General features: G+C 43.5%; 8 protein-coding genes and 1 CRISPR repeat array. Of the genes, 1 reads left to right on the forward strand and 7 read right to left on the reverse strand.

The window, feature by feature from the left end:
* From cas4 to cas5c, 4 genes are read right to left on the reverse strand one after another with little or no spacing between them, the layout of a single operon-like run.
* Positions 1–669: a CRISPR-associated protein Cas4 gene (gene cas4 / locus DWW91_RS17820; RefSeq protein WP_122328477.1), complete on the reverse strand. Its 669-nt coding sequence runs from the start codon at positions 667–669 to the stop codon at positions 1–3.
* Positions 666–1,532 carry a type I-C CRISPR-associated protein Cas7/Csd2 gene (cas7c, locus tag DWW91_RS17825; protein ID WP_122328478.1) on the reverse strand — a complete coding sequence of 289 codons (867 nt, stop codon included), beginning with the start codon at positions 1,530–1,532 and terminating at the stop codon, positions 666–668. The genes cas4 and cas7c overlap by 4 nt, the downstream gene beginning before the upstream one ends.
* 12 nt (positions 1,533–1,544) lie before the next feature.
* Positions 1,545–3,299, reverse strand: a complete 1,755-nt coding sequence (cas8c, locus tag DWW91_RS17830) for a type I-C CRISPR-associated protein Cas8c/Csd1 (protein ID WP_122328479.1) — start codon at positions 3,297–3,299, stop codon at positions 1,545–1,547.
* Positions 3,296–3,976 (reverse strand): type I-C CRISPR-associated protein Cas5c, encoded by a 681-nt coding sequence (cas5c, locus tag DWW91_RS17835; RefSeq protein ID WP_122328480.1) that lies wholly within the window; start codon positions 3,974–3,976, stop codon positions 3,296–3,298. The genes cas8c and cas5c overlap by 4 nt, the downstream gene beginning before the upstream one ends.
* Positions 3,977–4,295: 319 nt before the next feature.
* Positions 4,296–6,245: direct repeats of the CRISPR family, unit length 32 nt; unit sequence GTTTCAATCCACGCACCCGTAAAGGATGCGAC.
* Between the two features lie 268 nt (positions 6,246–6,513).
* Here cas5c and DWW91_RS17840 point away from each other — a divergent pair.
* Complete coding sequence (locus DWW91_RS17840; protein WP_122328481.1) at positions 6,514–7,800, forward strand: MATE family efflux transporter; 1,287 nt, start codon at positions 6,514–6,516, stop codon at positions 7,798–7,800.
* 67 nt (positions 7,801–7,867) lie between these two features.
* Here the strand turns inward: DWW91_RS17840 and DWW91_RS17845 are convergent, their stop codons facing one another.
* Genes DWW91_RS17845 through DWW91_RS17855 form a run of 3 tightly spaced genes read right to left on the reverse strand, consistent with a single transcriptional unit; the run spans position 7,868 to position 11,511 of the window.
* A complete protein-coding gene (locus DWW91_RS17845) occupies positions 7,868–9,574 on the reverse strand; it encodes an acyl-CoA dehydrogenase family protein (RefSeq protein WP_007653587.1) in 1,707 nt (568 codons plus the stop codon).
* A 4-nt stretch (positions 9,575–9,578) separates the two neighbouring features.
* Complete coding sequence (locus DWW91_RS17850) at positions 9,579–10,598, reverse strand: electron transfer flavoprotein subunit alpha/FixB family protein (protein WP_046147828.1); 1,020 nt, start codon at positions 10,596–10,598, stop codon at positions 9,579–9,581.
* A 4-nt stretch (positions 10,599–10,602) separates the two neighbouring features.
* Complete coding sequence (locus DWW91_RS17855) at positions 10,603–11,511, reverse strand: electron transfer flavoprotein subunit beta/FixA family protein (RefSeq protein WP_007653585.1); 909 nt, start codon at positions 11,509–11,511, stop codon at positions 10,603–10,605.
* Positions 11,512–11,818 lie beyond the last annotated feature (307 nt).

Here is an 11,818-nt window from a genome sequence, read left to right on the forward strand (position 1 = left end):
TTAATCATATAACTGGGACAGGTAAGTATTCACTTTCAGTGTTTTTGTCATTACTTTAGGCATGCATACGTCACATAATGAACATGACTTGCAATGCGCTTTGTATATTGCCGGCGGAAGGACTTTTTGTTCGTATAACCGGTGCATTTGGGCACATTTATTTTCAACCAGTTTCCGCAATTCTCCGGTAAACGGAACCTCTTCCCGGTGGCGGGTTTCCCCATAATACAAAAATCCTTTTTCTATGCTGACGTTATACATCTCTTCCAAGCAAACCGCTTGTGCGCATAGCTGAACTTCATCTATCTGATCTTTTTTAGGTTTGCCCCGTTTGTATTCGACCGGGATTAATTGCCAGAATCCCGGATATTTAGGATGTTGTATTGCATTTTGTCCGGAGGAGGAAGCAACCATCTCTACTACATCAGAGATTCCATAAAGTCCCAGCCGTCTGGAGACAAGCGTAACAGACCTTAATGTAACTATGCCTTTATTACGGTTCATCAAGGTTGGATCATCTACTTTTTGATGCATCCAGTTTCCTTCAATAGTGAGGTTGTTTTCCGCCCACTGTTGTTCGATATGTATAAGGGCCCATTGACGTTCACAGAAAGTTATATGCTGGATTCCGGAAAGCATCAACAGGTCCTCATCTCCGTATTCTATCATATCATGTCCAGTACTTCTACACCTTCCGGTAGTTTATCCTTGTCGATGGTAACAATATAATCGTCAAACGAACGGGGTGGGCGTTGGGCATCCTTAAGTTGAACCTTCACTAAACCGAATAAAGAATGGGCTGAAGCATTACCTAATGCTGTGCTGTGTTTGAACACGATCAATTTGCGGGCATTCATCATTCCCCTGGCTGCTGAATGGTCGTGGTCGAACATGTTTTTCAGTGAATCCCAGAATAAGTTCAGATCCTCTTCATTGAATCCGGTCTGTACGGCTAAATGAGCGGAAATAAATCCGTTAGCTTTATACAATCCGTAAGGAACAGTGAATTTACGTCCCATAGTACGGTTATCTCCACTCTGTTTTTTAGCTTCATCTTCCGTTGCCACAGCCATACGGGTTATACTATGTTCGGCAGTAACAATCGGACTGATGGAACGGGCAAAAGTAAATTGGATAGGGCCACGGACCTGTCCTGCATTTTCACCAGTACTTAGTACGGCTCCAAATGTCCTTATGTCATAAAAGTTTCTGCACATCCATTGTCGGGCAGCCTCTGTTTTATCACCTTTCTCTTTTATATCTTTAACCCCTTCCTGTTTATGAGCTTCAGTGATCAGATTATTCAATACCGCTTTCTCTTTAATGAATATATCATACGGTCTTTCTCCTCCTTTTACTATTTGGACAAAGTTCCGGACTTTACGTTTCAGACAGACATCGGAAACCAGGCCTTCCCCTGTTTCCGGATCAACTCTGGGTAAGTTTCCGGCATCGGGATCACCATTCGGATTACCATCCTGTACATCAAATAAATAAATGAAGTCGTAACGATTGTTTATTGCTGTTTCCATATTTGTATAGTATTAATTTTTTTCTTTATCTGTTGTTGTTTTATATAAATCTTCTCTTTGATGGTAATAACCGATTGCGAAACGCGACTGGTCGTCCATCGATAAATATTTAGGTAACCCGTTACTATCCAGATCAGTGATAACACTTTGCAATAACTTTTCATAATAAACAGATTTCCCTGTATCAAATTTTGCAAGATGATGTCTGGATAGAGACAACAAGCGGCCGAATACAGTTGTCGGGGTTGTCGATGCTGCACCGTAGTAGCGTTCTTTAATCGTAGAATTAGCTCCCGGGATAGCATCACTCTGGATCTTTTCAAGGATAGCAAACAAGCGGCCACATAAGTACGCCTGGTTTTTATTTTCTAAATCTAGTGCCATTTGAATTTCTTTAGGTGGATTATTATGATTTCTGAATTTTCTATTTAAGTAGGCTTTGAGTATAGCGGCTCTTATCGACGTTATATTCCGGTCTGCTTTGATTCGTATCAGACATTGCATCTGCAATGTGGTTGGGTATGGCTGGTTGTCCCATATACTTTGGCTTAAATCGCTGGCTAAGCTGGGCGGCAGATTTTCCATTTTATTTAAGGATGCAACCTGGGTCAGTAAATTGAATAGAGAAAAATAGACTCTTTGATTCTTGCTTTTAATGATTTCCAGGTCCTTAAAATGTTGTCTGATATGGCTGGCAAATTCACCTACTGTTCCTTGTCGCCAGAATCTTATGGAAATACGGGCGGCATTAGGAGCTAAGCCTAAAATGTAAAAGGGTGTTTCATCCTCATCATTCAATACTCCGGAAGAAAGGGATTGAAGAAAGTCTCTGATAACTTCCGTATTTTTATCCGGATTATCTTTTGAAGGAGGTGCAAACATGAAACTGACACATTGCTCCAGTTTTGTCGGTTTCTGCGACCAGAAAACAACGGATGTGTCGTGTAAATGATATTTGTTGGAGGAGTCTTTTCCTAATAACGTATTTAATGCCGTGGTATAAGCAGCTTCAGCCTCTTTTGAAATAGGCGCGTTCATACCTTGTTCTTTATAATATGAATCGTAACCTGATTTCTTCTGAAAGCCGACCAGCTTTGCTCCGCTTTTGCCTCCGGGTATGGTAATGGCGCTATTGAGTATAGCTATCGGAGCCTTTTTTCCGGTAATAAGGCATATTCCTATCGGCTCATCCTTCTCCGAACAATCTTCAGTCGATGATGTTACATCCGGATTTTCGGCTACGATAGTATTTTGTCCGGCTATTTTAAAGGATATGTTTGTCCCGTCTTTTTTGATGCATTCTTCCCATAACGGGTCCGTTTTTATATGTTGAAGATTCTCCGGGTTATCGTAAAATCCGGCTACAGCCTGAATGTCTTCATTGGAAGGATGTATTTCAGCAAGCCGCCTGACTTCCTGAACAAAGGATTTATGTTGTTTAGCGGCATCATCCAGTGCTTTTGGCATTCCTTTATCATCCGTATTTTTAGGTTGGGCTAATACATATCCGAAATGGTCCCAAAATACATTTGCAGTTTGCCAACTGTTGCTGCCAGTACGCCCTTTACTTTTAACAACCAGATATTTTTTTGCTCGTTTTTGTTTTCCTACCCCCTCGGTGGTGTCCTGTAGTTCCAAAAACTTTCCTTTTTTATCTATCAGAATAAGATAAGGAATTTCTTTCCATTCTAATCCGCGGGGAGCGATGGTGCTCTCCGGATCAGCGGCTTTACGCTGGTAGTATTCGTATAATGCTTGCAGAATCATCGGCGTACCTCCTCACTGTTAATGGATGGAACAACCAAGACTCCTTGTTTCATTATTGCACGGAAGAACATTGGTTTCGGATCTTTTTCGTTTGTGAAATCCATATCATATAGCATATATCCTAAATCGCGGTCTTCGGGGATTCCGTTTCCTTTTACCGGATTTTCGATGTATGTGAAATCAGCGGAGAACTCACGGCAACCTAAATAGGGTTGATTGAAACATTGTCCTTTTTTAGCTCTGCGCTCGAACATTGCATTATATTTACCTGGATTTTCGTCAGAAGACCCAGCTGTCGCTTTCGACATATCTTCTTCTGTTCTATTCCTTATAGGTATAAATTCCAGTTCCGCGAAAATCCTGTAACAAACATCTTTCAGTAATAAACTGGATTTTTGTTGCCGGTTATCTTCAATGAATAACCCGGATGCACGAGGACTCATCAGGTTCCCGACCTCATTCCTTTTAAAGGAAAACCATTTAATGGGATTTAAAACTTCTATCCGGGTTATGTTCCATCGTATAGCAGGTTTCCAAAAGATAGCTTCAAAGATAGCACGTGCAGCAGAGGGAGTTATCACATCATAGCTGACTCTTTCGACTTTCATTTCAGGTCTGGTAAAACAGGCCATGCTTCCTTTAACCTCAAGACAGTATTCTTTATTCGTGTATACCATAAGTTTAGGTTAACAAATTGTGAATAATAATATAGGTGTCCACATTTTGAGAAATATACTTTCTCTGTTATTCCTATTTCACAAAGTTATGTTTTATTTTTTAATGAACTAAGCTTTCATGCTTTAATTTACAATGGAAGGCAAATTAATTTGATTTAGTAGAGGTAAATGACATAAGAACAGTCTATTGATGAATAATGACATTTTCTTTTTGTGGTCGTTTGTATTTTGTTTATAATTATACTTAGTATAGTAATTCTTAGTAATGAAACGAACTCACTAAGTAGATTGAAACGATGATGATTTGAACGCTCTGAAAAAGGAACGTGTCGCATCCGTAAAGGATGCGACCAAGTTTACACATGGTCAGGCATGGGTTAAAAGTTTCAATCCACGCACCCGTAAAGGATGCGACTTGTCGGCAACATTAACCACATCCTTTCAATAACTGTTTCAATCCACGCACCCGTAAAGGATGCGACAAAGGACAAGATCATGCGTTACAAAGATTTGATGTTTCAATCCACGCACCCGTAAAGGATGCGACTAGGATACCCCCTTCCTCTATGGCTGCTAAAATAGTTTCAATCCACGCACCCGTAAAGGATGCGACTTCAAACTCCATTTGCATAAAATCCTCATACACAGGTTTCAATCCACGCACCCGTAAAGGATGCGACGTAGACAAAATAAAAGCCGTAAATCGTAAAAAGTTTCAATCCACGCACCCGTAAAGGATGCGACCTTGATAAGATCAGACTTGATCCTGTTATCCACCGGTTTCAATCCACGCACCCGTAAAGGATGCGACCCGTCCCACCTATTATGATACCGCTAAAGATCGATGTTTCAATCCACGCACCCGTAAAGGATGCGACTTCAGGAGCTATTAAGGCTAAGGTTATAGTCTTATGGTTTCAATCCACGCACCCGTAAAGGATGCGACTACGAGCTAGCATATATACTATGTATGATAACCAGTTTCAATCCACGCACCCGTAAAGGATGCGACCATGTGACCATTTGCCAGATCCATCGGTAACAACGTTTCAATCCACGCACCCGTAAAGGATGCGACTGGTTATTGCCGATGTATATCATGTGGCAAAATAGTTTCAATCCACGCACCCGTAAAGGATGCGACTGGGGGGCTTTTATTTTACTTCCCAGCCCCAGAGGTTTCAATCCACGCACCCGTAAAGGATGCGACCTCCCATGTTAAGAAGGATATAGGAGATAAAATAGTTTCAATCCACGCACCCGTAAAGGATGCGACATATCCCAGTCACCGAGTTCCCACTGTTTTTCTGTTTCAATCCACGCACCCGTAAAGGATGCGACTGTCGAAGCTATTAACGAGATGGCAGATTATGATGTTTCAATCCACGCACCCGTAAAGGATGCGACTCTTTCTTGCCAATTCAGTCATAGGGACACTCTCTGTTTCAATCCACGCACCCGTAAAGGATGCGACTTTTGGGTTTGGCTGTTAGAGTAAATTTAAGCTGTTTCAATCCACGCACCCGTAAAGGATGCGACTTATTTTACTTCCCAGCCCCAGAGGATGGCTTATGTTTCAATCCACGCACCCGTAAAGGATGCGACAGCTTTTGCTAGTAAGTTTCCTAAACTATCAATTTGTTTCAATCCACGCACCCGTAAAGGATGCGACTTGTCCGAATGGATACAAGTATCGTATCGATGTTAGTTTCAATCCACGCACCCGTAAAGGATGCGACTCTGCCCTTTTACGATCAAAGGTGTTATATGTATTGTTTCAATCCACGCACCCGTAAAGGATGCGACCTACAGCAATTAAGCCATCCCGATCCTCCCGGAGTTTCAATCCACGCACCCGTAAAGGATGCGACCTCATTTCTTCGATGTCGTAGTTTATCTCAGAGGTTTCAATCCACGCACCCGTAAAGGATGCGACCTACCGCAGAATTAAATTTAGATTGTCTTCTTCCTGTTTCAATCCACGCACCCGTAAAGGATGCGACATTTTATCGAGGCTTTTGGCATGGGAAACACCCGGTTTCAATCCACGCACCCGTAAAGGATGCGACATTTTATCTCAACATACAAGGATAATCCTTTTCTGTTTCAATCCACGCACCCGTAAAGGATGCGACAACTACAGCAATTAAGCCATCCCGATCCTCCCGGAGTTTCAATCCACGCACCCGTAAAGGATGCGACTATCGCCCGGTTTCTGACGCTGGAATCGTTAACTTGTTTCAATCCACGCACCCGTAAAGGATGCGACTCCATGTTTATGGAAAGCTTTATTGATAACATTTTCAGCATATAATTTTGCGAATAATAAAGTGTACAAATAATAGGTATTTGTATAGTTATTAATAATATTGTAAATATCAGAATAACAGGGAGTGCGAACATCCTGTGTTTTTACAACCACTTTGGGTTCGCGTTTTATCTGTTATTGAAACATTGTTGCGTTATAATGTTATATATAAAGTAATCCGTAACTTTGCTTACAAATTTAAGAATAAGCTTTTGGTATATACAATAACATGAACAAAAAAATTCTTCAATTAGCAATACCTTCTATTGTTTCGAATATAACCGTGCCTTTATTGGGACTGATTGATGTCGCTATTGTCGGTCATTTAGGATCGGCGGCTTATATCGGGGCGATTGCCGTAGGAGGGATGCTATTCAATATTATTTACTGGCTGTTTGGTTTTTTGCGGATGGGGACGAGTGGTATGACTTCGCAGGCTTTTGGACAGCGTGACCTGAAAGAGGTGACACGTGTTTTGTTACGGGCAGTGGGAGTGGGGTTGTTTATCGCTTTATGTCTGTTGCTGCTTCAATATCCGATCCGGAAAATAGCTTTTCTTTTGATAGATGCTACTCCGGAGGTGCGCGAACTGGCTACGGTTTATTTCAATATTTGTGTATGGGGAGCACCTGCCGTATTGGGACTTTATGGTTTTGCAGGGTGGTTTATCGGCATGCAAAATTCACGTTTCCCGATGTTTATAGCGATTACACAGAATGTGGTGAATATTGTTGCCAGCCTTTCTTTCGTGTATTTGCTGGATATGAAGATAGAAGGAGTGGCGTTGGGAACGTTGATTGCTCAGTATGCCGGATTTTTTATGGCTTCGTTGCTTTGGCTTCGTTATTATGGGCGGTTGAAGATTGCTTTTCGTTGGCGGGAGATAATCGGCAAGACAGCTATGAAGCGTTTCTTTCAGGTGAATAGCGATATCTTTTTCCGTACATTATGTTTGGTGGCTGTTACTACCTTTTTTACATCGACAGGTGCACGGCAGGGAGATGTCGTATTGGCTGTTAATACGTTGTTGATGCAGCTGTTTACACTATTTTCCTATATAATGGACGGCTTTGCCTATGCCGGTGAAGCGATGACCGGACGTTATATCGGCGCACGAAACAATACTGGATTACAAAGGATGATTCGTTTGCTATTCCGTTGGGGATGGGGATTGTCGTTGTCTTTTACGATTCTATATATGATAGGTGGACAAGATTTTCTGGGATTGCTGACGAATGATACAACAGTCATTAATGCTGCCGGAAGTTATTATTATTGGGTTTTGGCTATTCCCTTGGCTGGCTTTGCCGCTTTCCTTTGGGACGGTATCCTGATTGGTGCAACAGCTACCCGGTTGATGCTTTATTCGATGCTGGTGGCTTCGGGACTGTTTTTTGTGGTCTATTATCTCTTTTACGGTGTGATGGGAAACCATGCCTTATGGATGGCATTCCTGATCTATTTATCATTAAGAGGGATTATGCAATGGATATTATGGCATTCTTCTCATCGGTAATATCTGAAAAAAGCCGGATATCAGAATAAAGATGATATCCGGCTTTTTTATGAAGAGACAATACTTATTATTGTCTGTAGTTTACTAATTCGTCAGCGTTGAACTTTTCGATGAAGCTGTTGTGTTTTTCTACTTCGGCTTCTGTATAGTTCAAGTATACTACGGCTGATTTACTGAATAATTCAGGTGCTTTTGTTGCATCCTGGATCAACAGGTGAGCCATGACGCAGTCGGCAGCCATTTCATAAAGGCGGCGGGCAACGAAGTCCAGTAATTCCTGATTTTGCGCTTCCTTCACTTTGTTCATGCATGCTTCGAGCTTGTTGGCCATTTCTACCAGTCGTGCTTTCAGCGGTTCCATTTCCGCAGAACATGGGATTGTTTCGAATTCGCGGATGGTTGCCAGATAAGAACCGTTTGTTACATAACGGATAGCGGCAACAGTCTGCAACTGTGTCGTACCTTCGTAGATTGAAGTGATACGGGCATCACGATAAATACGCTGGCAAGCATATTCCAACATGAAACCTGATCCGCCGTGAATCTGGATACAGTCGTACGCATTCTGGTTGGCGTATTCAGAGTTCATACCTTTTGCCAACGGGGTGAATGAATCAGCCAGTTTTGCATATTTCTTCTGTTCCTGACGTTCTTCCGGAGTCAGTTTGCGTTCGTGTGAAATATCATCCAGCGCTTTGTAGATATCCACATAGCGTGAAGTCTGATACAACAGTGCACGACCGGCATCCAGCTTCGCTTTCATGATAGACAGCATATCGTAAACTGCCGGGAAGTCGATGATCGCTTTGCCGAACTGTTTACGTTCTTTGGCATAAGCCATTCCTTCATTGTAGGCAGCCTGGCTCAAACCGACAGATTGTGCAGCGATACCCAGGCGGGCACCGTTCATCAACGCCATTACATATTTGATCAAGCCTAATTTGCGATCGCCGCAAAGTTCTGCTTTTGCATTCTTGTAAACCAATTCGCAAGTAGGAGAGCCGTGGATACCCAACTTGTTTTCAATGCGGCGAACGTCTACACCACCCTGCTTCTTGTCGTAGATGAACATAGACAAACCACGTCCGTCTTTCGTTCCTTCTTCCGAACGGGCCAGTACCAGGTGAAGGTCTGCATCACCATTGGTGATAAATCGTTTTACACCATTCAGGCGCCAGCAGTTTTCTTTTTCGTCGAAGGTAGCTTTCAGCATGACGGATTGTAAATCAGAACCGGCATCCGGCTCGGTCAGGTCCATAGACATGGTTTCTCCGGCGCAGATACGCGGGATGAAACGGTTATGCTGGTCTTCGTTTCCGAATTCATATAATGTTTCGATACAATCCTGTAGAGACCAGATGTTTCCGAATCCGGCATCGGCGGCGGCAACGATTTCGGCGCACATGGTGTACGGAGTGATCGGGAAGTTCAAACCACCGAAACGACGCGGCATGGTCATTCCGTTCAGGCCGGCTTTCACCATGGCATCCAGGTTCTGTTTTGTTCCGGAAGCATATTCCACACGTCCGTTAGCGCAGTGAGGACCTTCTTCATCAACACCTTCGGCGTTGGGGGCAATGATCTCTCCGGTGATTTCCCCGGTGATTTCAAGCACTTTATCGAATGAATCCATTGCATCGGCATAATCCTGCGGTGCGTAATCGAACTCTTCTTTATCTCTGTAATTGCGTTCTTTCAGTTCGCAAATACGTTCCATCATCGGATTGTTCAAGTGATACTTGAGTTCCGGTATGTCTGTATAATAATTTGCCATCTCTTTACTTGCTGTTCTGTTTGTAATATTTAATCATCTTCGGGATCACTTCTTCGACTGTGCCGTTGATAACATAGTCGGCGATCGTGTTGATCGGAGCGTTCTCGTCGTTGTTGATAGAGATGATGATACCTGCATCCTGCATACCTGCAATGTGCTGTATCTGTCCGGAGATACCGCAAGCGATATATAATTTCGGACGAACTGTTACACCTGTCTGGCCGATCTGACGGTCGTGATCGCAGAAACCGGCATCGACGGCTGCACGGCTGGCACCTACTTCAGCGTGAAGTTCTTTAGCCAGTTCGAACAATTTGTCGAATCCTTCCCTCGAACCCATTCCGTAACCGCCGGCTATGACGATCGGAGAGCCTTTCAGGTTGTGTTTTGCCTTTTCTACGTGACGGTCGATCACCTTTACTACATAATCCGTTTCCGGAACAAATTTAGCTACGTCGTGCCGGATCACTTCGCCTTTATAATTTGCGTCCAGAATCTCTTTTTTCATCACACCTTCGCGAACGGTTGCCATCTGGGGACGGTGTTCGGGGTTGATGATGGTGGCAACGATATTACCGCCAAATGCCGGACGGATCTGGTACAGCAGATTTTCGTAAGTGATACCTGCTCTTTTATCTTCGTGAGGACCGATTTCCAATGAAGTACAGTCGGCAGTCAGACCACTGGTCAGTGCGGATGATACACGCGGACCGAGGTCGCGGCCAATAACAGTAGCGCCCATCAGGCAGATCTGGGGTTTTTCTTCCTTGAACAGGTTGATCAGTACGGAAGAGTGGGGCAGGGATGTGTAAGGGAACAAGCCCGGTGCATCGAACACATGCAGTTTGTCGACACCGTAAGGCAACACCTGGCTTTCTACGCCTTCGAGGCCGCTACCGGCAACAATTGCTTCCAGCTGGCAACCTAACTGATTCGCTAACTTGCGACCTTTGGTCAGAAGTTCGAGACTTACATCGGCAACGGTTGTGCCTTCAATCTCACAATATACAAATACGTTATTCATAATCTTATCCGATGGTATGGTTAGCTAACAGTTCAACAATCATATCTTCTATATCTTTGTCCGAGCCGGTCAGTGTTTTACTTTCCTTTGCCTGGAACACGATATTTTGTATAGTCTTTACTTTTGTCGGCGAGCCGGATAATCCGCATTGAGACAGGTCGCCGTTCACATCAGCCACACTCCATTCGGGGATGTTCAGATACGGGCGTGTTTCGTATAGTTCAGGATACTGAATAGCTTGCGGGCCATTGGGGTGGCAGGCTGTCGGTTGAGCCGCTTTTTCCTGTGCTCCCATGGCACGTTTGTATTTCTGTACCAGTTTGGCGTTACGCGGACGACAGGGAGCTGCCGAGCCGTTTACTGTGATTACGATAGGCAGCGGGCCTTCTACGGTTTCCACGCCTCCGTCGATATGACGTTTTACGGTGATACGGCGTGCTGCTTCATCCACGTTCAGGATTTCTTCAGCATAGGTGATTTGTGTCAATCCCAGCTTTTCAGCTACCTGGGGACCTACCTGTGCAGTATCTCCGTCGATAGCCTGACGGCCACCGATGATAATATCGTACTCGTTAATTTTTTTGATAGCCGTAGCCAGGGCGTATGATGTTGCCAGTGTATCGGCTCCTGCAAAGGCACGGTCGGTTAACAAAAAGCCGCCGTCTGCTCCGCGGTATAAACCTTCACGGATGATTTCGGCGGCACGTCCCGGTCCCATAGTCAGTAATGTAACAGTCGATCCGGGGTAGGCATCTTTCAGGCGCAGTGCCTGCTCCAATGCGTTCAGGTCTTCCGGGTTAAAGATGGCAGGAAGGGCGGCACGGTTTACCGTTCCGTCTTCTTTCATCGCATCCTTTCCCACGTTGCGTGTGTCCGGAACCTGTTTCGCTAAAACAATAATTCTTAAACTCATATTAATAGGAATATTAGATTTCTATTGTCTGAAAATTAATTGGTAATTAGTAAAAAAATTACCGATTGCAAAAGTAGTCAAACATTCTTTATCTCAAAGAACTTTAACCTGAAATCTGCACACTTTAGGGTTTTTTGAGCACCCAGACTGCACCTTTGTTGTTTTTGACATAAGCTGTTCATTCGCTATTTTAAGGGAAAAGTTCAATAGTTATGTAATATCCGATTTTTACAAATATTTAAAATGTAAGTTTAAAGAAGGATGAGGTATGGCAAATCGAAAGATTGTACATCTAATCGAAAGATTG

This window comes from Parabacteroides sp. AF17-3, from assembly GCF_003635445.1.
In the GTDB taxonomy this organism is placed as follows: Bacteria; Bacteroidota; Bacteroidia; order Bacteroidales; family Tannerellaceae; genus Parabacteroides; species Parabacteroides goldsteinii.

Bases quoted from the DNA above. Each gene is read 5' to 3' on its own strand.
- cas4 (WP_122328477.1), bottom strand. From the start codon at position 669: ATGATAGAATACGGAGATGAGGACCTGTTGATGCTTTCCGGAATCCAG.
- cas7c (WP_122328478.1), bottom strand. From the start codon at position 1,532: ATGGAAACAGCAATAAACAATCGTTACGACTTCATTTATTTATTTGAT.
- cas8c (WP_122328479.1), bottom strand. From the start codon at position 3,299: ATGATTCTGCAAGCATTATACGAATACTACCAGCGTAAAGCCGCTGAT.
- cas5c (WP_122328480.1), bottom strand. From the start codon at position 3,976: ATGGTATACACGAATAAAGAATACTGTCTTGAGGTTAAAGGAAGCATG.
- DWW91_RS17840 (WP_122328481.1), top strand. From the start codon at position 6,514: ATGAACAAAAAAATTCTTCAATTAGCAATACCTTCTATTGTTTCGAAT.
- DWW91_RS17845 (WP_007653587.1), bottom strand. From the start codon at position 9,574: ATGGCAAATTATTATACAGACATACCGGAACTCAAGTATCACTTGAAC.
- DWW91_RS17850 (WP_046147828.1), bottom strand. From the start codon at position 10,598: ATGAATAACGTATTTGTATATTGTGAGATTGAAGGCACAACCGTTGCC.
- DWW91_RS17855 (WP_007653585.1), bottom strand. From the start codon at position 11,511: ATGAGTTTAAGAATTATTGTTTTAGCGAAACAGGTTCCGGACACACGC.